General features: G+C 69.6%; 24 protein-coding genes and 2 pseudogenes. 16 read left to right on the top strand and 10 right to left on the bottom strand.

Going from position 1 to position 26,692, the window contains the following annotated elements:
• Window positions 1–110: 110 nt before the first annotated feature.
• Together FHR33_RS14285 and FHR33_RS14280 are read right to left on the bottom strand one after the other, a co-directional pair.
• Window positions 111–1,592 carry a glycoside hydrolase family 6 protein gene (locus tag FHR33_RS14285; RefSeq protein WP_312895537.1) on the bottom strand — a complete coding sequence of 494 codons (1,482 nt, stop codon included), beginning with the start codon at window positions 1,590–1,592 and terminating at the stop codon, window positions 111–113.
• 877 nt (window positions 1,593–2,469) lie between these two features.
• The gene (locus FHR33_RS14280) at window positions 2,470–2,979 is read right to left on the bottom strand and encodes an HAD domain-containing protein (RefSeq protein ID WP_183647121.1); all 510 of its coding nucleotides are present in this window, start codon (window positions 2,977–2,979) and stop codon (window positions 2,470–2,472) included.
• Between the two features lie 500 nt (window positions 2,980–3,479).
• On the opposite strand from FHR33_RS14280, the gene FHR33_RS14275 reads away from it, so the two are divergent.
• Entirely contained in the window at window positions 3,480–3,635 is a 156-nt protein-coding gene (locus FHR33_RS14275) for a hypothetical protein (protein WP_183647118.1), read from the top strand.
• A gap of 912 nt (window positions 3,636–4,547) precedes the next feature.
• On the opposite strand, the gene lexA is transcribed toward FHR33_RS14275, so the two are convergent.
• Window positions 4,548–5,255, bottom strand: a complete 708-nt coding sequence (gene lexA / locus FHR33_RS14270; RefSeq protein WP_221241098.1) for a transcriptional repressor LexA — start codon at window positions 5,253–5,255, stop codon at window positions 4,548–4,550.
• Window positions 5,256–6,028: 773 nt separating this feature from the next.
• On the opposite strand from lexA, the gene FHR33_RS14265 reads away from it, so the two are divergent.
• From FHR33_RS14265 to FHR33_RS14235, 7 genes and pseudogenes are all read left to right on the top strand, one after another.
• The gene (locus tag FHR33_RS14265) at window positions 6,029–6,415 is read left to right on the top strand and encodes a hypothetical protein (protein ID WP_183647115.1); all 387 of its coding nucleotides are present in this window, start codon (window positions 6,029–6,031) and stop codon (window positions 6,413–6,415) included.
• Between the two features lie 1,376 nt (window positions 6,416–7,791).
• The gene (locus tag FHR33_RS14260) at window positions 7,792–8,070 is read left to right on the top strand and encodes a LysM peptidoglycan-binding domain-containing protein (RefSeq protein ID WP_183647112.1); all 279 of its coding nucleotides are present in this window, start codon (window positions 7,792–7,794) and stop codon (window positions 8,068–8,070) included.
• Between the two features lie 1,050 nt (window positions 8,071–9,120).
• Entirely contained in the window at window positions 9,121–9,576 is a 456-nt protein-coding gene (gene nrdR, locus FHR33_RS14255) for a transcriptional regulator NrdR (protein ID WP_183647109.1), read from the top strand.
• Window positions 9,573–12,380, top strand: coding sequence for a vitamin B12-dependent ribonucleotide reductase (locus FHR33_RS14250; protein WP_183647106.1), 2,808 nt, complete (start codon window positions 9,573–9,575; stop codon window positions 12,378–12,380). The genes nrdR and FHR33_RS14250 overlap by 4 nt, the downstream gene beginning before the upstream one ends.
• A 310-nt stretch (window positions 12,381–12,690) precedes the next feature.
• Window positions 12,691–13,645: pseudogene (locus FHR33_RS14245) on the top strand (ABC transporter ATP-binding protein).
• Complete coding sequence (locus FHR33_RS14240; RefSeq protein ID WP_183647103.1) at window positions 13,642–13,995, top strand: hypothetical protein; 354 nt, start codon at window positions 13,642–13,644, stop codon at window positions 13,993–13,995. The pseudogene FHR33_RS14245 and the gene FHR33_RS14240 overlap by 4 nt, the downstream one beginning before the upstream one ends.
• A complete protein-coding gene (locus FHR33_RS14235) occupies window positions 13,992–15,182 on the top strand; it encodes a DUF418 domain-containing protein (protein ID WP_312895536.1) in 1,191 nt (396 codons plus the stop codon). The genes FHR33_RS14240 and FHR33_RS14235 overlap by 4 nt, the downstream gene beginning before the upstream one ends.
• Here FHR33_RS14235 and FHR33_RS14230 read toward each other — a convergent pair.
• Window positions 15,131–16,060, bottom strand: a complete 930-nt coding sequence (locus FHR33_RS14230) for an erythromycin esterase family protein (RefSeq protein WP_183647100.1) — start codon at window positions 16,058–16,060, stop codon at window positions 15,131–15,133. The two genes, FHR33_RS14235 and FHR33_RS14230, sit on opposite strands and share 52 nt — an antisense overlap.
• Window positions 16,061–16,110: 50 nt before the next feature.
• Between FHR33_RS14230 and soxR the strand changes: the two genes are divergently transcribed.
• On the top strand, window positions 16,111–16,551 hold the full coding sequence (soxR, locus tag FHR33_RS14225) for a redox-sensitive transcriptional activator SoxR (RefSeq protein ID WP_183647097.1): 441 nt from the start codon (window positions 16,111–16,113) through the stop codon (window positions 16,549–16,551).
• Window positions 16,552–16,605: 54 nt separating this feature from the next.
• On the opposite strand, the gene FHR33_RS14220 is transcribed toward soxR, so the two are convergent.
• Window positions 16,606–17,052 (bottom strand): spore-associated protein, encoded by a 447-nt coding sequence (locus tag FHR33_RS14220; RefSeq protein ID WP_183647095.1) that lies wholly within the window; start codon window positions 17,050–17,052, stop codon window positions 16,606–16,608.
• Between the two features lie 106 nt (window positions 17,053–17,158).
• Here FHR33_RS14220 and FHR33_RS14215 point away from each other — a divergent pair, with 106 nt between their 5' ends.
• Window positions 17,159–18,367: an amidohydrolase gene (locus FHR33_RS14215; RefSeq protein WP_183647092.1), complete on the top strand. Its 1,209-nt coding sequence runs from the start codon at window positions 17,159–17,161 to the stop codon at window positions 18,365–18,367.
• A 58-nt stretch (window positions 18,368–18,425) separates the two neighbouring features.
• On the opposite strand, the gene FHR33_RS14210 is transcribed toward FHR33_RS14215, so the two are convergent.
• Window positions 18,426–18,944: a winged helix-turn-helix transcriptional regulator gene (locus FHR33_RS14210; protein WP_183647089.1), complete on the bottom strand. Its 519-nt coding sequence runs from the start codon at window positions 18,942–18,944 to the stop codon at window positions 18,426–18,428.
• A gap of 45 nt (window positions 18,945–18,989) precedes the next feature.
• On the opposite strand from FHR33_RS14210, the gene FHR33_RS14205 reads away from it, so the two are divergent.
• Complete coding sequence (locus tag FHR33_RS14205; protein WP_183647086.1) at window positions 18,990–20,339, top strand: MFS transporter; 1,350 nt, start codon at window positions 18,990–18,992, stop codon at window positions 20,337–20,339.
• On the opposite strand, the gene FHR33_RS14200 is transcribed toward FHR33_RS14205, so the two are convergent.
• Window positions 20,247–21,035 carry a CGNR zinc finger domain-containing protein gene (locus FHR33_RS14200; RefSeq protein ID WP_183647083.1) on the bottom strand — a complete coding sequence of 263 codons (789 nt, stop codon included), beginning with the start codon at window positions 21,033–21,035 and terminating at the stop codon, window positions 20,247–20,249. The two genes, FHR33_RS14205 and FHR33_RS14200, sit on opposite strands and share 93 nt — an antisense overlap.
• A 53-nt stretch (window positions 21,036–21,088) precedes the next feature.
• On the opposite strand from FHR33_RS14200, the gene FHR33_RS14195 reads away from it, so the two are divergent.
• A complete protein-coding gene (locus tag FHR33_RS14195; RefSeq protein ID WP_221241096.1) occupies window positions 21,089–21,937 on the top strand; it encodes an alpha/beta fold hydrolase in 849 nt (282 codons plus the stop codon).
• Between the two features lie 67 nt (window positions 21,938–22,004).
• Here FHR33_RS14195 and FHR33_RS14190 read toward each other — a convergent pair whose 3' ends face one another.
• Both FHR33_RS14190 and FHR33_RS14185 read right to left on the bottom strand, forming a co-directional pair.
• Complete coding sequence (locus tag FHR33_RS14190) at window positions 22,005–23,093, bottom strand: PrsW family intramembrane metalloprotease (RefSeq protein WP_183647080.1); 1,089 nt, start codon at window positions 23,091–23,093, stop codon at window positions 22,005–22,007.
• Window positions 23,094–23,192: 99 nt separating this feature from the next.
• Complete coding sequence (locus FHR33_RS14185) at window positions 23,193–24,608, bottom strand: MFS transporter (protein WP_221241095.1); 1,416 nt, start codon at window positions 24,606–24,608, stop codon at window positions 23,193–23,195.
• 63 nt (window positions 24,609–24,671) lie between these two features.
• On the opposite strand from FHR33_RS14185, the pseudogene FHR33_RS52580 reads away from it, so the two are divergent.
• The 3 genes and pseudogenes from FHR33_RS52580 to FHR33_RS14175 all read left to right on the top strand — a co-directional run.
• Window positions 24,672–24,806 (top strand): annotated as a pseudogene (locus tag FHR33_RS52580) (TetR family transcriptional regulator); the annotation flags it as partial.
• 124 nt (window positions 24,807–24,930) lie between these two features.
• A complete protein-coding gene (locus FHR33_RS50220) occupies window positions 24,931–25,293 on the top strand; it encodes an acyl-CoA-like ligand-binding transcription factor (RefSeq protein WP_312895535.1) in 363 nt (120 codons plus the stop codon).
• Between the two features lie 77 nt (window positions 25,294–25,370).
• Complete coding sequence (locus tag FHR33_RS14175) at window positions 25,371–25,994, top strand: pyridoxamine 5'-phosphate oxidase family protein (protein ID WP_183647077.1); 624 nt, start codon at window positions 25,371–25,373, stop codon at window positions 25,992–25,994.
• Here FHR33_RS14175 and FHR33_RS14170 read toward each other — a convergent pair.
• The gene (locus tag FHR33_RS14170; protein ID WP_183647074.1) at window positions 25,991–26,158 is read right to left on the bottom strand and encodes a hypothetical protein; all 168 of its coding nucleotides are present in this window, start codon (window positions 26,156–26,158) and stop codon (window positions 25,991–25,993) included. The two genes, FHR33_RS14175 and FHR33_RS14170, sit on opposite strands and share 4 nt — an antisense overlap.
• Before the next feature lie 376 nt (window positions 26,159–26,534).
• On the opposite strand from FHR33_RS14170, the gene FHR33_RS14165 reads away from it, so the two are divergent.
• Window positions 26,535–26,687: a hypothetical protein gene (locus FHR33_RS14165; RefSeq protein ID WP_183647071.1), complete on the top strand. Its 153-nt coding sequence runs from the start codon at window positions 26,535–26,537 to the stop codon at window positions 26,685–26,687.
• The last annotated feature ends 5 nt before the right edge of the window (window positions 26,688–26,692 follow it).

Below are 26,692 nucleotides of genomic sequence, written 5' to 3'. Positions count from 1 at the left end.
TGAAGAACCGGGTTCTCGGCGTCCGCATCAGGGCGGTCTGACGGGTTCCGAACCGAATGGGGGAGGATGGCCCGACCCGCTCCCGCGCGGGCCGGGCGCTCACGAGTTGGTCAGGTGCCGTCGATCAGGCGGATGGCGATGGCCGGGCTGAACTGGCCGGCGGGGACGTTCGGCGCGATGCCGCAGTTGCCGTCGGAGTCGCCGGGAATCTTCACCCACAGCAGCATCTCGGCTCCGCCGCCACCGCCGAGCTGGGTGGGGGTCCCGAGCTTGCGGCCCGCGGGGTTGCACCACTCCCCGTTGGAGCCGTTGCCGTTGCGGCTGGTGTCGATCACGAACGTGGCGGTGCCGCCGAGCGACGCCTTGACCGAGCTCGCGTAGGTGGCCGACTGGGCGGTCGTGTAGTAGTTGGAGACGTTCACCGAGAAGCCGCGGATGTTGCCGACGCCCGCGTTCTTCAGGCGGGTGGCCATCGTCCCCGCCGCGACCCAGCCGGCGTTGCCGCCGTCGAGGTAGGCCCACGCGTTGGGGGCCTTGTCGCGGAACTGCTGGGTGGCGTACACCAGCATGCGGTTACGGGCCTGGATGGCGGTGTCGGTCATGCAGCCGAAGTCGCCGAGGGAGTCGGGCTCGATGACGACGATCGCCGGGCGGTTGCCGATCCCGGAAGCGAACGCGGAGATCCACGTCTTGTACGCCGACTCACTGCCCGCGCCGCCGCCAGAGTGGCCGCCACAGGCGTCGCGACCGGGGATGTTGTAGGCCACCAGGACCGGGAGCTTGTTCGCGGCATCGGCGGCGGCCACGTGACGGGAGACCGCCGCGCCGACGTCGCCGCTCCAGTTGCCGAACCAGCGCGCCATCGGCTTGTCCGAGATCGACGACTTGATGCGCGCCGCCCTGGAGTCTCCCGCGTTGGCGCGCACCCAGATCGCCGGATTGGACTGCGGATCGACATAGAAGCCGTCGGTCATGGCGACCGGCCCTGAGCCCGGCTCCTCCGGCTTCGGCGTCGTCGTAGGAGACGTCGTAGGAGACGTCGTGGGTGTCGTCGTGGGGGAGGGAGAAGGGGATGGTGATGTCGATGACGTCTCGGTCAGCGAGACGTTGTCCAGGTAGAAGCTGAAGCCCGCGTTCTTGCCCAGCTGGAACGACACCTGACCGCCCGACGTGCTCAGGCTTGAGGTGAACGGGAAGCTGAAGCGCTTGCTCGTCGTGGTGAGCGAGATCGTCTTGGTCAGCGTGTTGGTGTACGGGGAGTTCGCGAGCTGGACGGTCGTGACCGCGGTGACCGGAGCGGAAGCCGAGGCGTCGAACGACAGCTTGTAGGCCTTGCCGCTGGTCAGCTTGATGTCGTTATGGCCGATCATGGCGTCCCACGGGTTGGCGGTGCCGCCCGGGACGTTGACGCGCAGACGCTCCGCGTCCAGGGCCATCGTGGTGTTGGCGGACTTCCACCAGGGAGCGGTACCGCTGCCGAAGGTGCCGTTGACCACGAGTTCGGGAACCGCGGCGGCGGAGACGGCGGCTGTCACCGACAGCACGGTCACCGTCGAGGCGGTGACCGCCATCAGGCGGGTTAACAATCGCACGAAATGCGTCCCTTCTGGATTCCAACGTCATGTCGGTGATCCAATATCACAGGATTTAACCGCTTCCGTGACCTTTTGTGGAATGCAGCGGTCCGCCGAGGGCTCGCGCAGGAACCACTGCGCTTCGAGCTCGGGGAGCAGGTCGAGGTCGGCGCCCAGCGCGAGCTCGGCCTCGATGCGGTCCTCCAGGGTGTGCTCGCTCGAGGAGTGGGCGCGTCTCCGGTATGCGCCGCGCCGGCCGGGGGCACCGCCATGTTGCTCAGCCGAGGGAGCGCACGTCCGGCGGTCTTCGCAGGACGGCAGGGCGCAGCAGCCGAGCACGGGCTTGCTCCCGAGCGCGGCTTCGGGAAAATGCCGAGGCACTGTAGGTACCCAGCCCGCTACCGGTGCCTGGGCTCGCTCGGGGTACCCGGCTTGCTGGGCGACCAGCTCACTGTGGGTTCCCGCCCCGTTTGGGTTCCCGCCCCAGTTGGGTTCCCGGCCCAATGGGGCGACCGGCTCACTTCGCATGACCTCACTTGAGGTGACCCGCCCACCGGGCGACCGGCTCATTTGGGAGATCGGCTCTCGCTCCACGCCTGGCCGTCAAGCGGCGCTCTTGTCGTTGATGTGAAACACGGCTTCATCAGCTATCCAGCCAGGTCAGCCGTCCCCACCCGGTGAGCTCGCCGACGCGGGGCGTCCTGCATGTCTGGTCGGCCATGGAGGTCTGAGCCTGTTCAGTGCCGATGACCCGCGCCTCGAGCCGAGTCGTTCCCACCTGCCCTTCCCGAGTCGCCCTCGCTCGAGAGCAGCCTGTCCGACGAGGACTGGGAACGTTTGCGAGAAGCCTTTGTGACACTCGTCCCAGGCGGCAGGGGGGCCGCGACCGGATCGGCTATAGCCGTGCCAACCAGTCGGCGATCGCGACGAAGTCGGGGTGCGTGAGACCACGACGAGGATCAACGCGGTGCAGGAGCGCCTGCCCGTGGTGGTGTTCGTATACCCACGTGCGATCAATGTCAGTGATCTCGTCGTCGACCCAAACGAACGGGCGTCCGGCCGCCCAATCGACCAGTCCACGGGTTTTCCAGTGCAGCGGCCCCTCCTCTTCCAGATCCGGCCAGTCCATCACCGGTAGCTCGGGTAGGCCGAGCAACGGACTGATCACTTCGTTCGCATCGGCCATCCAGGTCGTCGCCCACACGAGATCGCACGGCAACGCCGACAACCGCACCCCGTGTCGGGAATCGATCCTGGCCAGCAGTGGGTTCACCCCTGCTGGCAGCGGCTGCGGCGCTGCCCGGTCGCCTACGTGCTCACCTGGGTGCGGTTCGGGCGTCCCGAATGGAATGAGGGGGCCGTCCACGTCGAGGAACAGGAGCGGGCGGTCCGAGGAATCCGGCACGGCCGCAGCATAGCGGGGACCGCCACACAGCAGTCGCCGCGCGCTAGCGTGGCCGCAGCAACTGGCGCTCAGCTAGTAGGGGCCAGGGAAGGGCACCTGCCTGCCGACGTACGGCGGCACGGCCCGGCGCAGGACGGTGATCCATGCCGCTGATCGCAGTTCAACGGATCATTGCTGCAGAGCTCGTGGGGAGAGTTCCGTAGTCGCGGGCCAGCCGACGGTGGGCCGTCAGTCAGGGTAGAAAGGGGGCTCCACCACCCAGCGGCGGGGCGATCACCGCGAGCCCAACCGGGCCGAGCGCCTTGCGCACGATCTGCCTCGACGGTCATCCGTGCGGGAGAGTGGTAGCCAAAGTTGCCGCGTCCACTCCAGCAGGACTCGGCGACCTGCACTGAGTGATCACGAGGGTCGCTGGATCCTCGAGAGTCGAGTGAGATGGGCCGCCCGATCGGCCGCCCCCGCCGGAGGACCGATCGAGCGACCCAAGACTGCGCGCTCCGATGCCGCGAGCGATGCGCGGCCATGCGCTCGGCGCGAGGCGCGACACGCGCGCGCAACGGTCTCGCGACCGGGAGGCGGCGGACGATGTCTCGTTCGCCGTCGACGAGGGCGAGATCTTCGGCGACCTCTCGGCTCGTGCCGTACCCGATGGCTGACTGTGAGACGGACTCCCATGCCAGCCATTGACCGACCGCGACGTGGACGCCCATGCCAGCCATTGACCGACCGCGAGGTGGCCTCTCATGTCAGCCATGGGTTGACCGGACAGGCATGCCAGCCTGCGAGATCCTGCGTGAGCCGCCACCTCACCGACGCCCAACCCGCCGTCTCAAGGGCGGCATCACCCGGCGCTCCGCGTGCACGCTGCCGAGACATGTGCCCGACGCCGTTCGAACAGCTCCAGATTGCAACACTCAGGCACGGTTCGAGCAGGCCACGATCATTGCCTCATGCGCCGTTCGATCCGACCGCGTTCGCACGACACCTCAGACACTGGTCGATCAGCCTGAGTTGTTGAGCGCGCAGGCACCGTTCGAACAGATCGCGCTTGCCACCTCATATGGCACACGACAGCCCGCGTTCGCGTGACACCTCAGGCACTGGCGAACCGTCGCGGATGTAGGGCTCAGGCATCGTCCGAGCAGGCCGCGTTTGCTGTTCATACGTCATTCGATCAAACCGCGGTCGCACGACGCTCAGACGCGGGCGAGATACGCGACATGAATAAGAAGCCGTGCGATCGGCCGTCGGAACGGCGTGGCGATCTAGCAACCCGAGCTCGCAGATACTCGAGCAATCGCGATACTCGATTGCGGGGCTCGCGCGACATTCGGACGAGGGGAAGCCGCACGTCAAGCGCCGAGCCTGGGCAGCCAGCCAACCTGGCCCGGCGATCGAATTGCCGAAAGTTCACGACCTCGCGATCGAGGAGCGTGCGACACCCACGCCTCACGGCCGTCTCGAACGGCTGAAGGTCGTGGACTTGGAGAGCTGTGCGGCATGCACCACGGGCCGCTCGATCGGCCATCTCCCAGTAGAGGCCGATCGAGCGGTGGAGAGCCCCGCGGCTAGAGGCGGCGGAGAACCGCGACGACCTTGCCCAGGACGCTGGCCTCGTCGCCGGGGATCGGGTCGTAGTTGGAGTTGTGCGGGACCAGCCAGACATGGCCGTCCTTGCGCTTGAACGTCTTCACCGTCGCCTCGCCATCGATCATGGCCGCCACGATGTCGCCGCTCTCGGCAACCGGCTGCTGCCGTACGACCACCCAGTCACCGTCGGCGATAGCCGCCTCGATCATCGAGTCACCGGTGACCTGGAGGAGGAAGAGGGTGCCCTCGCCGACCAGCTGCTTGGGTAGCGCGAAGACGTCCTCGACGCTCTCCTCGGCCAAGATCGGACCACCGGCGGCGATGCGCCCGACCAGCGGAACATACGCCGCAGTCGGCCTGTTCACCGGGGCTTCGTCCTCGCCGCCGTCGGGGTCGACCCACAGCACCGGCTCGCCGGGCAGCCTGACCTCAAGAGCGCGGGGCCGATGTGGATCACGCCTCAGATAGCCCTTGCGCTGCAACGCCGTCAGCTGGTGCGAGACGCTGGACGTGCTCGTCAGCTGCACAGCCTCGCCGATCTCGCGCATGGACGGCGGGTAACCCCGCTGCTGCACCGAGTCGCGGATCACCTCAAGGATCTTGCGTTGCCTGGGCGTCAGGCCCAGGGAGTCGCGACGGCGAACCGCAAGGTCGCTGACGCCGTTGTCGTCACTCCGCTCGCTCATGCTCTCCTCCTCGCCCGGCGGCCCGCTTCATCGGCGCGCCTTCCGGTCCGTGGTCTTCATGTCGCACACAGCGACCGTACCGCCAATGGAGATCAACTTCAAACATTTGTTCGAGTCTTCCTCGAAATCGACGGCGACGTGGTGTACAACATCGTACGGGAGTTCGATCGACACCGTGTTCGATTCGCTGATCTTTATTCGACCTTTTCCATGGGTCGACGGTGGCGGGAGGTCATCAGTGCGGGCGACCACAAGCACAGATTCAACCAGCCAAGACAGCCAACTCACCCTGATCGCCGACATCACGAGAGAGGAGCGCCGGCGCGCCCCCGAGGGCGCGCGCCGCCTCCGTCTGGTGCCGCCAACTCGCTCATTCGCCGGTACGGCCTGCGACCCGCCCATGGAGCACGACCGTCAGGCCGTTCCCAGAGGCCGAGGTCGCGCCGACCCGGCCCCTGCTGCCGCTGAGACGCCGAGTGCGCCTGGTGGCGTGGGTCCGGAGCCGGATGGGCTAAGGCGCGCAGAAGCCGCAGAACGGTACGGCGAAGGCGCCAGGTCGAGGCAGGGCGCGCCGCCGCAAGGGGGCGGCCACGGGGTGCGGGGCGAGACCGGGGCGTACGGGAAAGCCCGCCGGGCATGGCAGGAGCCCGACCCGGACGGTGAAGGCCGCAGAGAGAGTGCCACGGCGGAGCGTGTTGACGGGAGTCGCGGGGCGAGGGACGCGGCGGTGCGGGATGGCGGGGGTCGCGCAGGACGGGGCGAGTGGAAGCGCGTTGACGGAGGCCGGGCAGGACGTGGTGATGCGGAGCGGGATGGCGGAGGTCGCGGGGCGAGGGGCGCGGCGGTACGTGACGGCGGCGGTCGCGCAGGACGGGGCGAGTGGAAGCGCGTTGACGGAGGCCGGGCAGGACGTGGTGATGCGGAGCGGGATGGCGGAGGTCGCGGGGCGAGGGGCGCGGCGGTACGTGACGGCGGCGGTCGCGCAGGACGGGATGGGCGCGACCGCGATGACGGAGGCCGGGCAGAACGGGGTGGGGCCGAGCGTGCTGACGGGGGTCGCGGGGCAAGGGGCCCGACGGTGCGTGACGGCGGTAGTCGTGCAGAACGGGACGCGGCGGTACGTGATGGCGGGGGTCGCGGGGCGAGCAGTGCGACGGTAGGAGATGGCGGCGGTCGCGCAGGACCGGGCCGGTGGGCGCGCGTTGACGGAGGCCATGAAGGACGGGGTGAGGGGGAGCGGGATGGCGCAGGTCGCGGAGCGCGGGATGCGGGGGAGCGGGGTGGCGGAGGCCACTGGGGGAGGGGGGACACGGCGTCGGACGGGGGAGGCCGCAGGGCAAGAGAGGAGACGGGGCGGGATGGCGAAGGTGGCGAAGCGAGGGGCAAGGTCGGGCCTGACCGCGGAGGCCGAGGGGCGCGGGAGGCGGGAGGGCCGTACGGGGGAGGTTGCAGCACGGTGACCAGGCCGTACGGCAGAGAGCGCAGCACGGTGGGGGAGGCCAGGCCGTACGGCAGAGAGCGCGGGACGGTGGGGGAGGCCGGGCCGTACGAGAAGCGTCGTAGCACGGTGGACGAGGTCGAGTCGGAACGGCGGGGGCGCCGTGCGGGCGCTCGTCGGCATGGCGGGGGGCGAGGTGAGGAGCGTCCTGTGACGGGGGCAGGCCGGTCGGAGGACAGGCGGTTGCGGGTACTGCAAGGCGGCGCGAGCCAGGAGCCGGTGCGGCCGCGACGCGAACCCGGTACGGGGGGCAGAACGGAACGGCTGGGGGCGGTGACGAGTGGGCCCAGGGGAATCGCGAAGGTGCGGGACGGCGGATCGACGCGCCCGCCGGGCGACGAGGAGGCCAGAGGAGGCCGGTGGACCTCGCGATCTCGCGGTGACGCGGGCACCGGTCGGCCCAGCCGCCGGCCGGTCGGCGAAGGGGTGAGGTCGGGCTGGTGGGCGCGTCTGCGAGCCGGTGCGGGAGCCGTTCGGCAAGCCCGCTCGCCCGCCAATGCTGAGGGGAAGATGTTTTCGCGTGTGGGTGACGACTCGCGAGCCGTCCGATCCACCGGCCTGCCGGTCGGTCGTGAGGCGCGGGGTCTCCGGCTGGCCTACTCGGACGTGGGCGCGGAGGAGCGAGGCGGACGCTCCGAACGCCCGCAGGTGAGGGATCAGCGGCGCTTGGAGGGAGGGCAGCGGCGCCCGGTAGGGAAGGGGCGCCGGGCGGGACGGGGCCGTACGGAGGCCCAGGTGCGAGGCGACAGGCAGGTGCGAGGGGAGAGGCAGGGTCGAGGCAGCAGGCAGGGGCGAGGCGGCAGGCCGCGCGATGGGGTCGGTCGACCGCAGAGGAGGAATCACGGTGCTGTACCCGGGCTGGATGGTCTGCGGGGTCCGGGGCTGGCCGTGCTTCGGGTCCGGCGTGCGCTCGGCAGGCGAAGGGCGGGAGATCGTGCTCGAGGGTGGTCCGACCCGCGCGTACGGCTGGCGGAGGCAGGCCCGCGAGGTCAGGCGGTTCGGCGCGCTCCGATGAGGTTGACCAGGCGGGGTCGGATCGTGCTTGTGGGGCTGTTCGCGGCGTTGACGCTGGGCGGGTTCGTGCTCGGCGCCAAGGCGACCAGCTGGGCGATCGCCCAGGAGTCGAGGGGCATGGGAGGCGAAGGGCTGCCGTGGGTGGTCGTGGAGAAGGGCGACACGCTGTGGACCATCGCCGCCGCGGTGTCACCCGGCGACGACACGGCCGCGACGGCGGCGGAGATCATGCGGCTCAACGGCCTGAGCAGCTCACTGATCCGTCCCGGCGGCCGACTGTACCTCCCGGAGCGCACCCCCTGACGATGGTGTCTCGGGCCCGTGCGTCTTGACGACGTGTCTCGGGCCCGTGGGTCCTGATGACGGTGTCTCGAGTCCGTGGGGCTTGACGATGGCGTCTCAAGTCCGTACGCCGACGTAGTCGTACATCTGCTGGGAGTCGCTGACGACGAAGACGTTGGTCAGCCCCTTGCCTGACCGGTCAGGCTCGGCGGGATCATGGAGCTGACCATGATTCCGCCGGTCTCGCCGCCGGAGGCCCGGTAGAGGCTGGGCGATGAGCTTCCCGGACCGCACAGCCTGACGACGCCGCCTTTTCGGTGAGCGGCCTCCCGGATGGTGTGAGAGCCCGCAGTAGCGTTGGCTGAGCCCTCGCCCCGAGTTTCCAACGGGTCGCTCTTCCCGCTGGGTCGCTCTTCCCTCTGTCGCCCTTCGGGTCGGGTCGCCCTTCGGGTCGTGTCGCCCTCTGGATCATTCGGCCCTCTGGGGCGCTCTTCGGGTCGCTCGCTGGGGCGCCAGTGCTGCGGGTTGCTCCGTGTTGCGGGTTGCCCCGTGCTGCTTCATGCTCGGGTTGCCGCGTGCTGCTCCATGCTTAGGGACGATTCGCTCCCTGAAGCGCAGGGCGTGCTCTGGCGGGTCTGACGGCGGGCGCGAGGGGTCCTGGCGGGGAATCCAGGAGGGTGACCCGTTGCTCCCTCTACGTGAACCCAAGCGGTCACGCCTCCGTACCGGACACTCCGGCATGCCGGCTCACATCACCCCCCATCCAAGGGTGATTCGGCCATCGGCGACACCCGTCACGCAACCCATCCCCGTCCCACCAGTGCGACACGCCGACGTTTCAGGGCTCCAGCGCGGCTGATCAGCGACTTCGGTTGGATGGGCCGGGCCAACTTGCGTTCATGGTCGCGCGCTTCTACGGTTGGACCACAACATCTAGTAGTTACACCGATGTAGTTCACCACAACTTGTGTTTCCGTGACCGCTCCATGGCAGCCCGTGGCGCGGGCGCGAGCGTCTGCCGACGAGCATTTTACGAGTGGTGAGCCCATGTCGCGGCCGAGGAGGCGAAGGGTGCACTGTCCGTTCTGTCGTCACCCGGACACCAGGGTCATCGACAGCCGCTCCACGGACGACGGAGGCGCCATCAGGCGTCGCCGTACCTGCCCTGAATGCGGGCGCAGGTTCACCACGCAGGAGACGGTCCTGCTGATGGTGAGCAAGCGCAGCGGAGTGACCGAGCCGTTCTCGAGGGACAAGGTGGTCGCCGGCGTCCGCAGGGCGTGTCAGGGCAGGCCCGTCACCGAGGACTCGCTCGCGCAACTCGGGCAGCGCGTGGAAGAGGCCATCAGGGCCAGAGGAGCGGCCGAGATCCCCTCCAACGAGGTCGGTCTGGCGATCCTCGGGCCGCTGCGGGACCTGGACGAGGTGGCGTATCTGCGGTTCGCATCGGTATATCGCGGTTTCGAGAGCCTGGCGGACTTCGAAGCCGAGATCAAGCAACTGAAAGCCGAGAAGGGGGAGTCATGACGGAGACGGTCAGCGGTTCAGTGACGCGTGGGGGCAAGCGCAAGGGGTTGAAGATGAAGCGGATCTTCACCAAGCCCGGAGTGCATCCCTATGACGAGATCACGTGGGAGCGCCGTGACGTCGTCATGACCAACTGGCGGGACGGCTCGATCAACTTCGAGCAGCGTGGTGTGGAGTTCCCCGAGTTCTGGTCGGTCAACGCGGCCAACATCGTGACGACGAAGTACTTCCGCGGCGCCGTGGGCACGCCGCAGCGTGAGTGGAGCCTGAAGCAGCTGGTCGACCGCGTGGTCGGGATGTACACCAGGACCGCGGTGGAGAACGGCTACTTCGCCTCCGACGAGGACGTGGAGATCTTCGACCACGAGCTGAAGCACGCGCTGGTCCACCAGATCTTCGCGTTCAACTCGCCGGTGTGGTTCAACGTGGGCACGCAGAGCCCGCAGCAGGTCAGCGCCTGCTTCATCTTGGCCGTCGACGACACCATGGAGTCGATCCTCGACTGGTACAAGGAAGAGGGCGTGATCTTCAAGGGTGGGTCGGGTTCGGGGGTGAACCTCTCCCGCATCCGCTCCTCCAAGGAGCTCCTGTCCAGCGGCGGTACGGCCAGCGGCCCTGTCAGCTTCATGCGCGGCGCCGACGCCTCCGCGGGCACGATCAAGTCGGGCGGCGCGACCCGCAGGGCCGCCAAGATGGTCGTCCTCGACGTCGACCACCCCGACATCGAGGAGTTCATCGAGACGAAGGCGCGCGAGGAGGACAAGGTCCGCGCGCTGCGCGACGCCGGGTTCGACATGGACCTCGGCGGCAAGGACATCGTCAGCGTCCAGTACCAGAACGCCAACAACTCGGTGCGCGTCTCCGACGAGTTCATGCGCGCGGTGGACAAGGGTGAGCAGTTCGGCCTGCGCGCCCGCCTGACCGGCGAGGTCATCGAGCAGGTCGACGCCAAGGACCTCTTCCGCAAGATGGCCAAGGCCGCGTGGGAGTGCGCCGACCCCGGCGTGCAGTACGACGACACGATCAACGACTGGCACACCAGCCCGGAGACCGGCCGCATCACCGCGTCCAACCCGTGCTCGGAGTACCTGCACCTGGACAACTCCTCGTGCAACCTGGCCAGCATCAACCTGATGAAGTTCCTGAGGGACGACAACAGCTTCGACGTGGCGAGCTTCGTCAAGCTCACCGAGCTGATCATCACGGCGATGGACGTGTCGATCACCTTCGCCGACTTCCCGACCGAGAAGATCGGTGAGACCACCCGCGCCTACCGTCAGCTGGGCATCGGCTACGCCAACCTGGGCGCGCTGCTCATGGCGACCGGTCACGCCTACGACTCCGACGGCGGTCGCGCGGTCGCGGGGGCGATCACCTCGCTGATGACGGGCGTGTCCTACCGGCGCAGCGCCGAGCTGGCCGCGGTCGTCGGGCCGTACGAGGGTTATGCCAGGAACGCCGACGCCCACAAGCGCGTCATGCGCAAGCACGCGGGCGCCAACGACGGCCTGCGCACCCTCGGCACGATGGACGGCAAGATCCACGCCGAGGCGTCCAAGCAGTGGTCGGAGTGCCTCAAGCTGGGCGAGAAGAACGGCTACCGCAACGCCCAGGCGTCGCTGCTCGCGCCGACCGGCACCATCGGCCTGATGATGGACTGCGACACCACGGGCATCGAGCCCGACCTGGCGCTGGTGAAGTTCAAGAAGCTCGTCGGCGGCGGCTCGATGCAGATCGTCAACCAGACGATCCCGAGGGCGCTCAAGCAGCTCGGCTACCAGCAGGAGTCGATCGAGGCCATCGTCGAGTACATCGGCGAGCACGGCCACGTCGTCGACGCGCCCGGTCTCAAGCGTGAGCACTACGAGGTCTTCGACTGCGCGATGGGCGAGCGGGCGATCGCGCCCATGGGCCACGTGCGCATGATGGCCGCCGCGCAGCCGTTCCTGTCCGGTGCGATCTCCAAGACCGTCAACCTGCCCGAGTCGGCGACGATCGAGGACATCGAGCAGGTCTACATGGAGGGCTGGCGTCTCGGCCTCAAGGCCCTGGCCGTCTACCGCGACAACTGCAAGGTCGGCCAGCCGCTGTCGGCGGGCAACGGCGCCAAGAAGGACGAGACCAAGGCCGCGGCCGAGCCCGAGGTCAAGGTCATCGAGGTCAACCGCCCGACCCGGCGCAGGATGCCGAACTCCAGGCCGAGCGTCACCACCCGCTTCACCGTGGGCGGCGCCAAGGGCTACATGACCGCTTCGTCCTACCCCGACGACGGGCTCGGCGAGGTCTTCCTCAAGATGTCCAAGCAGGGTTCGACGCTGGCGGGCGTCATGGACGCCTTCTCCGTGGCGATGTCCATAGGCCTGCAGTACGGCGTGCCGCTGGAGACCTACGTCAGCAAGTTCGTCAACATGCGCTTCGAGCCCGCCGGGATGACCGACGACCCGGACGTGCGGATGGCGACCTCGGTGATGGACTACATCTTCCGTCGCCTGGCGCTCGACCACCTGCCCTACGACGAGCGGGCCGCGCTCGGCATCTTCTCCGCCGCCGAGCGCACCGCGCAGCAGCGCGGCGAGGACCCCGCGGTCGACAAGGAGGCGCTGGCGCAGTCGGCTCCGATCGAGGCCAAGGCGGTGCAGCCGGCCGCTCCCGAGCCGGTGCGCGAGGTGAAGGAGCTGACGCTGGAGAGCCACCAGCGCTTCACCGCGGACGCTCCGCTGTGCATGACGTGCGGCACCAAGATGCGTCCGGCCGGTAGCTGCTACGTCTGCGAGGGCTGCGGCTCCACCAGCGGCTGCAGCTGAGGTCGCTGACAGGTAGATAGCAGGTCCGAAAGGGGAGTCGGCCATGGGTCGGCTCCCCTTTCGGCGTCATCACCGCTGCTTCCGTCGAGGGGAGCCGGGGCCGCTGCCCGGCTCCCCCCTTCGTTTAAGCAACCTGTGTTGCTAAGAGGGAATTAGTCAACTAGGGTTGCTTGCATGGCCACTGCCGGCGTCGACCCGGCCGGCCTGATGGCGCGCACCCTGCCGGGCCCTTTCGCGCGAGGGCCGGCGGCGAACAGAGGCGGCTGAAGCCGTCCCCCTTGTTCCAGACCCTCTGCCGAGACGAGGCACGATGAACAACCCTCTATCCAGATCGTTAATACCGACCACCGGCACGGTCGTGCTCGACGTGGACGGCCTGCGCATGCGTTACGGCTCGACCGACGTCCTGCACGACGTGACCTTCCAGGCGCGTCAGGGAGAGGTGCTGACCCTGCTCGGCCCGAACGGCGCGGGCAAGACCACCACGCTCGAGATCATGGAAGGGTTCCGGACGCGGTCGGCGGGACGCGTCCAGGTGCTCGGCACGGATCCCGCGCGCGGCGACGAGGAGTGGCGGGCCAGGCTGGGCGTCGTGCTTCAGTCGTGGCGCGACCACGGCAGATGGCGGATCGGCGAACTCCTCACGCATCTGGGCGCCTACTACGCCTGCTACTCCACCCCGCGCATCCGCAGGCCGTGGGACACCGACGAACTCATCCAGGCGGTCGGCCTGACCGCGCACGCCGACAAGAAGATCAGGACGCTGTCCGGCGGGCAGCGGCGCAGGCTCGACGTGGCGATCGGCATCGTCGGCCGTCCCGAACTGCTCTTCCTGGATGAGCCCACCGCAGGGCTCGACCCGCAGGCGCGCAGGGAGTTCCACGACCTCGTGCACAACCGCCGGCGAGCAGCAGACCACGATCCTGCTCACCACGCACGACCTCGACGAGGCCGAGCACCTGGCCGACCGCATCGTCATCCTCTCCGGAGGGCGCGTCATCGCCGACGGCTCGGAGGAGGAGCTGGCGCGGCAGATCGCGGGCCAGGACCAGGTGCGCTGGACCCTCGACGGGCAGCACAGGACGCACTCCACCACCGACTCGACCCGGTTCGTTCACGAGCTCTTCAAGCAGTACGGCGACGCCGTCGGCGAACTCGAGGTTCGCAGGGCCTCACTGGAGGAGACCTACCTGACCCTGGTCAGCCAGGCCGAGTCCGGCCGTGGCGCAGCGGCGGCGCGCGCGTCGAAGGAGGCGGCACGATGAACCCGACCACCACGGCGGTGCGGGCAGGGTGGGCCAGAGGGCTGATCGAACTCCGGCAGTCTTTCACCAACGGACATGATCTGTTCAGCCACCTGTTCTGGCCCACCCTGATGCTGGTCGTCATGTACTTCACGCGGGACGTGACGCTCGGGGCCGGCGGGCTCGTGCTCGGGACCCTCATGCTGCCGAGCGTCCTGGGGATGAACGCGGCGATGGGCATGGTGGCGCCCCTGCCCATCGGCGCGGTCCTGGGCTCGGTGTTCACCAGCGCCCGCTCAGGGCCTGATCCCGCTGCCGATCCTGCGGCGTGTCGGATGACCGCCACAGCCCCCCGGAAGGATCAGGCGTGACCACCTCCCTCTCCGCCGCGGCGCCCACGAGCGTGAGCGCCCGGTCCCTGGCGCCGGATCTGGCTCGCGGCTTCATGCTGCTGGCCATCGCCCTGGCGCACGCGCCCGTGTTCGTCAGTGACCCCGCCCACGGGCCTGCCGCGCTCAACACGGCCGCGCAGTTCGTCAAATCGCTCTTCACCGACAACCAGGCGCGCGCCATGTTCGTGTTCCTGTTCGGCTACGGGCTCGGGCAGCTGGCCCAGCGCCAGCACGCCAGGGGCAGCGACTGGATCTCCCTGAGGAAGCTGCTGCGACGCAGGAGTCTCTGGCTGACCGTCATCGGCTTCGCGCACGCCGCGTTCATGCCGATGGACATCATCGGCGTCTACGGGCTGACGCTGCTCGCGCTCACCCCGCTCGTGCGAGCCAGGGACTCCACGCTGTGGTGGACGAGCGCGCTGACGCTCCTGCCGGCCACCCTCCTGATCTCCTGGCAGGGCATGGTGGCACGGGAGGCCGCCGCCGCCGGCAGACCGTTCATGCTGGCCGACACCATGGCGGAGACGTTCGGCGCGCACCTGGTCGACGGCATCGCGTCGTGGCCGATCGAGACGCCGATCGCCACCGTCGTCGTGGTGCCCGGCATGCTGCTGGGCATCTGGGCGGCCAGACGCCGGATCCTCGACGAGCCGGAGCGGCACCTGCCGTTGCTGCGCAGGGTCACCGTGCTCTTCCTCGGGGTGTCCGTCCTCGGCAGGCTGCCCGCGGCCCTGGTGGCGACCGGCGCGTGGACGACCACCTCCCACCCCCTCGCCTGGACGGTCACCACCGCGCACACCCTCACCGGATACGCGGGCGGCATCGGCATGGCAGCCGCCGTCGGCCTGGTGGCGGCCAGGATCGGACGCGACCACGGACGGCTCACCGTCGCCCTCGCGGCGCTGGGACAGCGGTCGATGACCTTCTACCTGTTCCAGTCGGTGGTGTGGGTGGCGCTGTTCTATCCCTTCACCCTGGGCCTGAGGGACGACATGGGCTCCGCCGCCACGTTCGCCGTCGCCGTCGGCGTCTGGATCGTCTCGATCCTGCTGGCCGAGTGGATGCGGCGCGCGGGACACCGCGGCCCCGCTGAGGTCCTGCTACGCAGGCTGTCCTACCGTGAAGGCCGCTCGAACTCCAGGAACCGGGCGGGAGTGACGTCGTGAGTGTGGACGATAACGTCGAACCAGGCGGCGGGCGAGCCGTCCGACAACTGGTGGTCGGCGTCGCTCTCGGTGGTGTAGCCGGGGCCGATCACGCGGGTGGCGGACGGCGCGCCGAGCCAGGCCCTGACCGGTGCAGGGGCGTCGGCCCGCAGGTCGAGGAGGTAGGTCTGCGGCATGGCGGCGCTCAGGGCGGACTCGGCGTAGTGGGCGGGAGGGAAGGGGACGGGCTCGGGCAGCGAGCCGTGGTGGAAGGTCAGCCCGAGTGAGAGGTAGCCGGAGCCGTAGCGCTCCCTCAGGTGGGCTCCCGCCGTGCGATGGGGCAGGCCCGCGGCCACGGTGTGCGCGATGCCTCCCCAGTAGACGATCCTGTCCCCGGTGTGCTCGTGCCACCGGATCGTGTGCTCGGCGAGCGAGCGCTCCATGGACTCGAGGCTGTCGAGCCGTACGGCCTGGGGCGTGCCGTCCGGGGTGCCCGCGAACCTGACGGGATCGCCGGGATGGCGCTCGTTGTGGGCGCGCATCCATCGGACCACGCCGAGGATCTCCTCGGTCTGCCAGAAGGAGCGAGCGTCGGCCAGCAGCGCCCGGGGCTCGCCCCTGCCGGTGCGGACGTACTCCGCCAGCCCCACGCGCTCGGGGTCGTCGCCCTCCAGAGCGAGCGAGCGAAAGCCCCGCTCCTCGACGAGGAGTCGCAGCATCCGGTGGGCGAGAGCGGCGGGTTCGCGGGCCTGGCGGGTGGCGGCGCCGAGGGCGACGATCCGGGCCTCGCCCACCATGTCGAGCAACGGACGCAGGTCGGTCAGCGGGGCGAGGGGGTCGTGCGTGCCGAGCGGGTGGGCCTGGTTCCTGATCCACTGGGACAGTGAGGCGTTTGTCATGCGCTCAGGCTCGTACTTAAACCAAGGTTGAAGTCAACTAAAGTGAGAAGGTGATAGCCAAGGAACTCACCATCGGGGAGCTCTCCGAGCGCAGTGGCGTGCCCTCCTCCGCGCTGCGCTTCTACGAGCGCCAGGGCCTCATCACCAGCCGCCGCACCGCCGGCAACCAGCGCCGCTACCACCGCACCACGCTGCGCAGGGTGGCCTTCATCCGCGCCTCGCAGAGCGTGGGTATGCCCCTGTCGGTGATCGGCGGGGTGCTGGGCTTCCTCCCCGAGGACACCCCGCCGACGCGGGAGTTCTGGCTGCGGGCGTCCGCGTGCTGGAGCGAGGAGATCAACGCGCGCATCGAGAAGATGGAGCGGATGCGCGACAGGTTCACCGAGTGCATCGGCTGCGGCTGCCTGTCCTTCGAGCAGTGCGTGCTGGTCAATCCCGGCGACGCGCTCGCCGAGCACGGCCCGGGGCCGCGCCGTCTCATCGAGCCCTGATCCGCGCGCCCTGTCCATCCGGCACGCCGTCGGGCCGGGTGGACGGGGCTACGGTCAGCCGCAGTTGGTGAAGCGGCCGTTCCCGCCCCGAGCGAACTGCGCCTTGGTCGGGCGGTTGGCGATCGCGCCGGAGAAGCGCACGCACATGCCCTTGCCCTGGAGCTTCACCGGGCCGGCGTAGAACTTGTAGCGCTTGTCGTCGGAGGCCCGCTCGATGTACGGCGGGGTGTTGTTGCTGAAGGGACGCGCCACCTCGAGCAGCACCGAGGTGCGGGTGCTGACGCCCGTGTGCTTCGACTTGATGGTGACCGCGCAGTTGAGCCCGTTCCTGCGGTTGTACAGGAGGTAGACCGTGCCCCACGAGCCGACGGGAGCCCTGTTGACGACGGCGAACCCCTTCCCGCAGATGCCCTCGGGGGTGTAGCCCGCGGCGTTCGCGGCCGCGGGAGCCACCAGGATGCCGCCCAAGGCCAGTGTCGCCGCCAGAACCGACTTGATCACGCTCAGCTTCCTTTCGTGAGATCAAAGGGATCATCATGCCGGACATCTCCTGACAGCGGAGGAGATACGGGGAAAAAGGGGTGGTCAATTCCGCTAGGTTTTCTCCATGAATATCGCGATTACCAGCGGATACGTCGTGCCCGTCGACGGCGATCCCATTGACGCCGGCACTGTGCTCATCCAGGACGGCAAGATCGTGGCCGTCGGGCGGGACGTCGAGATCCCCGACGGCGTCCAGGTCGTCGACGCGGAGGGTGGCTGGGTGCTGCCGGGCTTCGTCGAGGCCCACGGCCACCTGGGCGTCCACGAGGAGGCCGACGGCTGGGCCGGTCAGGACACCAACGAGATGACCGACCCCAACGGCGCCAGGCTGCGCGCCCTGGACGCGATCAACCCGGGCGACCTCGGCTTCGCCGACGCGCTGTCGGGCGGCGTCACGACGGCGGTCATCAAGCCGGGCTCGGGCAACCCGATCGGCGGCCAGACGGTGGCGGTGAAGTGCTGGGGCAGGACCGTTGAGGAGATGCTGGTCCGCGAGCCCGTCAGCGTGAAGAGCGCGCTGGGGGAGAACCCCAAGCGTGTGTACGGTGACCAGAAGAAACTGCCGTCCACCAGGCAGGGGGTGGCCGCGGTGATCCGGGACGCCTTCCGCAAGGCCCAGGACTACCAGGCCAGGCGCGACCATGCCGCCGCGGAGGGCAAGCCGTTCGACCGTGACGGCACGCTGGAGATCCTCGGCAGGGTCCTGGACGGAGAGCTGCCCTGGTGCCAGCACACGCACAGGGCCGACGACATCGCCACGGCGCTGCGCCTGGCCGACGAGTTCGGCTACCGGTTGATCATCAACCACGGCACCGAGGGACATCTGATCGCCGACGTGCTGGCCGAGCGGCAGATCCCGGTGATCATCGGCCCGCTGTTCACCAGCAGGTCGAAGGTGGAGCTGCGCAACCGCTCGCTGCGCAACCCCGGCATCCTGGCCAGGGCGGGCGTGGAGCTCGCGATCACCACCGACCATCCCGTGGTGCCGATCCACTTCCTGGTGTACCAGGCGACGCTGGCGGTGAAGGAGGGGCTCGACCGCGACACCGCGCTGCGCTCGATCACCGTCAACCCCGCGAAGATCATGGGCTTGGACGACAGGGTCGGCTCACTCAGGCCAGGCCTGGACGGCGACGTCGTGATCTGGTCCGGTGACCCGCTGGACATCATGAGCAGGGCGCTGCGCGTGTTCGTCGGCGGGCGCGAGGTCTACGTGTACTCCGACGAGCGCGGCGAGGGTGTCGTCGCCGACCCGTACTACCGCGAGTCCTGACCTCGCCTCCAGGCCGGAGGGCCCCCACCCCTCCGGCACCCCTGCCCCTCGCCGGAGGTCAGGGGAGGGGGGTGAGCATGCGGTGCGGCTCGCGCAGGGCGACGCTCACCGCGTCGTCCCTCGAGCTCTCCAGCCCCGGGCCAGGCCGTACCTCGAGGTCCTCCAGCGGAGGCCGCGTGCCGCACGCCGGGCAGTGCGCGGTGGGGTCGAGCCTGGTCCCGCACGTCAGGTGGAAGAACAGCCGCCGCGGCCCCGTGCTGCTGAGATGGCGCTCACCCCAGTGGGCCAGCGCCTGCATCGGCGGCCACAGCTCCCTGCCCACGTCGGTCAGCACGTACTCCTCCCTGGGCGGATGGTCCTGATAACGCCGCTTGTCGAGGATGCCCGCCTCCACCAGCGCGCCCAGCCGCTGTGACAGCACCGCGCGCGGGATGTCCAGGTGCGCGAGGAAGTCGCCGTAGCGCCGTACGCCGTACATCGCGTCTCTGATCACCAGCATGGTCCAGCGCTCCCCGATCAGTTCCAGGGCCTTGGCCAGCGAGCAGTCCTGCCCCTCGTAGTTCTTTCCCAGCGCCATGCCCCCCACTTTAGTTCATTGATTGAACCGTGCTAGGTTCGTTCAATGAACCAACTGAACGCGGTGCCGTTCCTCGTGCTCGCCACCTACACGCTGCCGATGGTCACGCTGGCCGACACCGCGCGCGACCTCGGCGCGGGGCCCACGGGGCCGGTGTGGATCCTCAGCTCGATCGCGCTCGGACTGTCGGCGTTGCTACTGGTCGCGGGCGGGCTGGCCGACGACTACGGACGCAAGAGGACGCTCGTCATCGGCACCGGCGTGCTCGCGGTGGCAGGCGTGGTGGCGGCGCTGGCGACCAGCGTGCCGGTGTTCGCCGGCGCGCGACTGGTGCAGGGCGGGGCCGGCGCGGCGATGCTTGCAGCCAGCCTCGGCATCGTCGGCCACACCCATCCCGCGGGCGGGCCGCGGCTCAGGGCCACCGCCGCCTACGGCGCGATGATGGGCCTGGGCACCACGGTGGGGCCGCTGCTGTCGGGGATGCTGGCGCTGGCATGGAGCTGGCGGACGGTCTACTGGCTGACGTCCGCGCTGGCGCTGGCGCTGGCGATCGTTTCAGCCCTGACGCTGAAGGAGTCGCGATCCGCCGAGCCGCGCAGGCTCGATCTGCCCGGCGTGGTCCTGCTGACTCTGGGCGTGGCGGCGCTGGTCACGGGCGTGACCGAGGGGCGCCAGGGCTGGACGCGTCCGGTCGTGGCCGTCGCCTTCGTCGCCGCCGCGCTGCTGCTGGTCGCCTTCGTCGCGGCCGAACGCCGCCGCCGCGAGCCGCTGCTCGACCTGGACCTGTTCAGGCGCCCCTCGTTCCTGGTCTCCACGGGCGGCGCGATGATCGTCGGCGCGACCGTGGTCGGCGTGCTCGGCTTCCTGCCGAGCGTGCTGCAGTCGGCGCACGGCATGACCCCGATGGGCAGCGCCTTGCTGCTCGCGATCTGGTCCGGCCTGTCGTTCCTGACCCCTCTGCTGGCAGGCAGGGTACGGCTCGGCGCCGGCTCGCGCCTCTCCCTCGGCCTGCTGCTGAGCGCCGCCGGATACGCGGGGCTGCTCGGCGTGGCGGGCCACCTCTCGCTCCCGTTGACCGTCGCGGGCCTGCTCGTCAGCGGCGTGGGGAGCGGACTGATCAACTCCTCGCTGGCGCACCTCGCCATCGAGAGCGTGCCGCGGCATCGCGTCAGCATGGGGTCGGGCGCGAGCAACACCGCCCGCTACGTCGGCTCCTCCCTCGGCGCGGCGGCCATGGCCACCCTCGTCGGCACGCTGGGCCTGCAGACGGGGGTGCTCGTGACGCTGATCGCGTCCATCGTGCTAAAGCTCGCCGCGGCGGGCGCGGTGCAGGCGCACCTTCTCGCGGTTCCCGCACCGCTTCATCGAGCACCACTGCCTGGACCCCGCGTTTGACCGGTCGGCGAAGCGCAGCCCGCACGTGGGGGACGCGCACACCCGCACCTGCCGCAGGTCAGGGCCGCCGATCAGCTCGATCGCGTCGCAGGCGATCTCGGCCAGGGCCGCGACGACGGGATCGCGCGGCGGGAGCCGTACGACCGAGAGGTCGGACGAGAGTCGCACCAGGGACGGCTGCCGCCGGGCGGCCCACCGGTTGATCGGCTCGGGGAAGCCCTGCTCGCCCGCCATCGCCGCGTCGAGGCAGCGGCAGATGGCCTCCCGCAACTCCCTGGCCTCCACCAGCAACGCCATCCCCGCCACCACCCCCTCAACCGCACTCGAGCCGCTGGAGCCGCCTTCATCCGCGCGGCTCCCGTGTGTCTCGCTCGCACCTGCGTTGCCTTCGTCCGCGCTGCTGGCTTCACCCGCGACGGACGCACCTCGGCCGCTGGCTCCACTTGCGAGGGACTCCCCCCGGAAGGCTCCGGGTGTGGCGGTTCCCTCCCCCGTGGATGAGGGCAAGGCGCTTGGTGGTGGGGTGGTGGCGGGTGTGCCGGTGCCCAGGGGGAGGTTCTCGGGCAGGCCGAGCCAGGCCAGGAGGTCCGCGGGTTCGCGCAGCAGCTCCCAGCCTTCGCCCTTGCGGTTTCGGTAGGTGTTGACGAAATCAAGCGAAGGTCGCCCGCCATACCAGACCCAGTCTCGCGCTCGCATACCCCTAACCCTATGATGAGGTTAACCATGTAACCACACGATGGAGTTACACCATGGCGGAATCACGGATGGCCGACGTCGGCGGCCTGCGCATGCACTACCTGATCGAGGGCGAAGGACCTCTGCTGATGCTGGTGCACGGCTGGCCGCAGACCAGTCATTGCTGGAGGCACCTCATCGGCCCGCTGGCCGAGCACTTCACGGTGGTGGCGCCCGACCTCAGGGGCTACGGCCGCACGGACAAACCGCTCACTGGCTTCGACAAGCGCACCATGGCCTCCGACGTACGGGAGCTGGCCAGGCAGCTCGGCCACGAGCGCCTCACGCTGGTCGGCCACGACAGGGGAGCGCGCGTCGCCCACCGCTACGCCCTCGACCACCCGGACGAGGTCGAGCGGCTGGTCGTCATGGACATCATCCCCACCAGGGAGATGTGGCGCCGCTTCGACATGGACTCAGGCATCGCGCTCGGCACCTGGCACTGGACCTTCCACCTGCAGCCCGACCTGCCCGAACGGCTGGCGGGCGCGGACGTGCGCGGCTACCTCGGCTACTTCTTCGAGAAGTGGACCGTGCAGAGGGCCGCGCTCGACGCAGAGGAGTACTACCGCGCCTTCTCCCAGCCCGGCGCGCTGAGGGCGGGCTTCGACGACTACCGCGCGTCCTTCCCCGACGACGCGGCGCACGACGACGCCGACTACGACGCCGGGAAGCGACTGGAGATGCCGGTGCTGGCGCTGTGGGGCGAGGCGGGGCTTCCCGCGAGGGTGGGGGTGGAGGAGGTGTGGCGCGACTACGCCCATGACGTGCGGGGTGCGGAGATCCCCGACTGCGGCCACTTCCTGGCCGAGGAGCGCCCTGACCTCGTGCTCGATCACCTGCGCGACTTCCTCAAGCTCTGACCGGGTCCGGTCCGGCTGCGCGCGCGGGTCGGTGCGGAGGGCCGTCGGGGGCCGCTGACGAGCGCTGCTACCAGCGTCTGGAGGCGCCCATCACGTGGAGCAGCGCCTCCCTCTGCGTCGTGAACTCCTCGGCGGGCATGGCCTCCCGCTCCGCCCGCAGGTGCAGCATGGCCAGTTCGGTGGCCGCCTGCTGGTAGTCGGCCATCGGCTTGGCGAGCCCGTGCCCCTTCGCCCACCGGCGGGCGTCCCTCCTCGCCCCGAGCGAGCTGAGCATGCCGACATCCTGGGGAGAGACCACCCCGGTGGGCAGGTACGCGGGCAGGATGCCGCCGATCTTGGCGAGCACCGCCTTGCGCTCCCGTACGGTCACCACGACCAGCGCGATGATCACGCACAGGTCGAGCAGGTAGACCACGCCCAGCGCAGGGAGCGAGCCCAGCGTCGCCGCGCCGTTCCACAGTCCGTGCAGCACCACCGCGCCCAGGTAGCCGAGCGGGATGGCCAGGAACCTGACCGGGGTGCGGCGCGTGGCGGCGTAGGCCACCCCGATGCCGATCATCGAGGTGTAGACAGGGTGGCCGAGCGGGGCGATCAGGCCGCGGAAGACGAACAGCCCCACCGCGCCGTCGGTCCCGTTCTCGGTGTAGGCGCTGAGGTAGTAGCCGACGTTCTCCACGGCGGCGAAGCCCAGCCCCGCCATGGCGGCGTAGATGATGCCGTCGGTCAGCCCGTCGATCTCCCTGCGCCTGCGCAGGAGCAGCAGCAGCGCCGCGCCCTTCAGGCCCTCCTCGATCACCGGCGCGAGGATGACGGTGCCGAAGTCGTCGGCCACCGTCTTGCCGTACCCCGCGCTCAGGACCAGCGCCTCACCCGCCAGGCTGAGGGCGATGGCCACCACCACGGCCACGCCCGCGCCCCACACGAAGGCGAACGACAGGTGGAGCCTGGGCTCGGGCTCCAGCCTGTCGAGCGCCAGAACCGCGGCCAGCAGCACAGGAAGCGGCGCCACGGCCATCACCGCCGACAGGCCGAAGCCTTGGGGATCGCTGGAGACCAGCATGAGGGCCAGCATGAGCAGGGCGCAGGCGCTCGAGATCACCAGGCCGATGATGAGCGCCTTGCTCGGCCGTGGCGAGAGCACAGGGGGGCGGGTCACTGCAGTCACATTGCCACACTGCGCCACCGCGATGGAAAGACGGTTGACGGCTGGTTGCCGCTCCGAGCGCGCGACCGCCTGCGCACTTTCGAATCCCTGTCACGCCCGCGAGGGGCGCAGCATCGTGTGGATCCCTGCCGCCATCGCCAGCGTGATCAGCGCCACCGCCCAGAGCACGAGGTGGAAGGCGCCGGTGAACTGCTCGGGCGCGGCGCTCGTGCCCGCGGCGATCCTGTCGGCCAGCTCAGGATCGCCCACGTCCGCCTGGACCAGGCTGACCAGCGCCGAGCCGTACACCGCGATGACGATCGCCTCGCTGCCGATCCGCATCGTGTTGACCAAGCCCGCGGCCATCCCCGCCCGCTCGGGCGCCACCATGCTCATCGCCAGTCCGTCGCCGACGCCGAAGGCCAGGCCCGCGCCCGCCCCTGCCAGCAGCATCGGCACGGCGGGCAGGGCCGCCTCCGTCGTCGCCAGCCAGGCATTGCCCGCGCCGAGCATCACCACCGCCGCGGTGACCAGTGTTCTCGGGGAGACGCCGCGGTTCAGCAGCCAGCCGCCCGCGGGAGGGGTGAGCAGCACGGGCGTGGTGAGCACCAGCATCCACAGGCCCGCCTGCTGCGGCGTCGCGCCGTGGACGCCGGCGAAGTAGGTGGGCAGGTAGGTCAGCAGCGTCACCATGCCGAAGGTGGTCGCGACCGGCAGGAGGCTGAGCGCGAGGAAGCGGCGGTCGCGTACCAGGGTGAGGTCGAGCACGGGATGGGGGCTGCGCCGCTCCGTCACCACGAAGGCGCCGAGCAGCACGGCCGCCGCTCCTGCCAGTGTGAGCACGCCGGGGCTCGTCCAGCCCGACTGCGGTCCCTGCACCACCGCGATCGTCAGGACGGCCAGCCCGGTGACGAAGGTCAGCGCGCCTCGGACGTCCACCTTCTGCCGACGGGGCGCCCGTGACTCGCCCACGAAGGGCAGGCCGAGCAGGGAGACCACCAGAACCAGCGCGTGCGACACGAAGATCGCCCGCCAGCCCAGGCCGCCGACCAGCCAGCCCGAGATCGTCGGGCCGAGCGCGAGGCCGACCCCCGCGACGGTGCCGAGCAGGGCGAAGGCCCTGGTTCTGGCCTGGCCGTCGAAGGTCGTGGCGAGGATGGCCGCGCCGCTTGCCATCACGCCCGCCGCGCCCACGCCGGACAGGGCCCTGGCGGAGTCCAGAAGCCAGATCTCTCCCGCGAAGGCGGCGGCGACCGAGCCTGCCGCGAACATCGCGGCGCCCGCGGCGAACACCCTGCGGCGACCGACGAGGTCGGCCAGCGAACCCGCGACCAGGGTGAAGGAGGCGAAGGTGAGGTTGTAGGCGTTCATGACCCACTGCAGCGGCGCGCCGGCCGTGCGCAGGTCGGCGCCGATTCCCGGTAGCGCCACGGCGGCGCCCGAGATGGACATGGGGACGACGAGGAAGCCGAGCAGCACCACCGTGAGGGTGAGCGTGGAGCTCCGGGGCCGTGTTTGGATTGCCACTCGGCCGAAAATGCCACTTCGTGGCGTTAGCTGTCAAACGGCGATTGTGGGTAGAGTGAGCCCATGGATCTGCGCGAGCTGCCGCTCAGGGAGCGAAAGAAGGCCCGCACCAGGCAGGCCCTGATGGAGACGGCGTTGCGGCTGTTCACCGAGAAGGGGTTCGACCAGACCACGCTCGACGAGCTCGTCGACGCGGTGGAGGTGTCCAAGCGCACCTTCTTCCGCAACTTCCCCTCCAAGGAGGACGTCGCGCTCGCCGCCGACACCGAGCTGTGGTCGACCTTCCTTTCCGAGGTCGACACGATGCAGGTGCGGGGGCCTGGTGCTCGACGCCTTCCTGACGGCGCTGCGGGCGAGCCTGGAGCGGATGGACGACGGGTGGGACGCCCGCTTTCTCGCCACCAGGGCGCTGTGCGGGCTCACCCCCGCGGTGGAGGCGCACAGCTTGCGCTACTGCAACGAGACCACGCAGGCCGCCTTCGCCAGGATGGGCGCCAGGCTCGGCCTCGACCCGGGCGACGTGCGGTTGAAGCTGGTCATCGAGGTCGCCGTGGCGGCCTGGCGGCACGCCGCCCTGAGCTGGGCGGCCGCGGGAGGACAACAAGGGCGGGCAGGGCTGCGCGCGCGGCTTGACGAGGCCTTCGCCGCCGTCCCCGAGAGCATCGCCCTCACCTCGGGCGGCTGAGCGCGACCCCCGATGCCGGTGATGACCGTCCGATGGTCAAAGATGGGCAAGGCCGGACGAACTGCAGAGGGGATCGTATGGACTGGGCGGAGATCAAGTCCGAGGAAGAGCTGCGCGAGCTGCTCGGCGAGGTGATGCCGCGCGCCGTCACGAAGGAGCGGGCGGTCCTGCACGAGCGCGACAGGGAATGGCTGGCCAACTCGCCGTTCTGTCTCATCGCCACTGCCGACGCGAGCGGCGCGTGCGACGTCTCACCCAAGGGCGACCCCGCGGGCTTCACCCATGTCATCGACGACACCACGATCGCCATCCCCGACAGGCCGGGCAACCGCAGGGCCGACGGCTTCCACAACATCCTGCAGAACCCGTACGTCGGCCTGCTCTACCTCGTCCCCGGCAGGGGCGAGACGCTGCGGATCAACGGCAGGGCCAGGCTCGTCAAGGAGGCGCCGTTCTTCGACGAGCTGATCGTGAAGGGCAACCGCCCCAAGCTCGCGATCGTCGTGGAGATCGAGCAGATCTTCTTCCACTGCGCCAAGGCTTTCCTGCGCTCGAACCTCTGGAAGCCCGAGACCTGGAACCCCGACGCGCTGCCTTCGCACGCCGCCATCGTCAAGAGCGTGCAGAAGACGGAGGAGTCCCTCGAGGAGCTCGAGCGCTACTACGGTGACTCCTACGCCGAGAAGCTCTACAAGGTCTAGGCGGCGGGTGTGGGGCCCGAAGGCAGGCGGATCACGTTCCGGCCGCTGTAGGCCCCCAGGTCGACCACCTTCGGATCGGCCTTGCCGTTCTCGCGGCGGGCCGATCCGATGTCGCGCACCTTGTGCCGGGCCACATGCGCCGGCACCACCACCAGCCTCGTCATCAGAGCGCCCCCCAGCGTGATGTTTTCGTGACATCACATTACATATCGGGCACCGCGTAAAACCCTCGTAAAGATCACATCAGTAGGGAAGTTGCCGTCCCGACGGGGACCGCAGGTCAAGGTCCGGTGTGCGGGTCAGCCGCCGTCTGGCCGCCGTCCTGGCTCTCCTGATGCGTCGCATGGTCTGCCCCCCTTCCGCGTGCTCCCACTCTCTGCCCCGCCGCTTGACAGGAGCTTGGCGAATGGTTGCGAACCGCCATGCGCGCCAACCTACGGGGCCGCTCGCCCCCGTTCAATGCATTTTGACCGCTCGGCCATGACCTGACGCAGGAGCCGAGTGGCGGATGTAATAGCAAAGGCGCATATATCGGCCAGGTTGGCCCTCCTGCTGGCGGCCTGGTTCAACCTGGCGGCTGCTGCCCGGCCACGCGTCGAGGCGATGGCGGGGCCCGTCGCGGCGAGGAGATGGACGGCGCTCATCGACGTGGCGCTTCATCAGGGCAACTTCGCCTCGGTAAGCGGCATCTAACCCCT

This window comes from Nonomuraea dietziae, assembly GCF_014195505.1.
Taxonomy (GTDB): domain Bacteria; phylum Actinomycetota; class Actinomycetes; order Streptosporangiales; family Streptosporangiaceae; genus Nonomuraea; species Nonomuraea roseola.
Note: the sequence above shows the minus strand (reverse complement) of the source record. Positions and strands in the feature narration are given on the sequence as shown.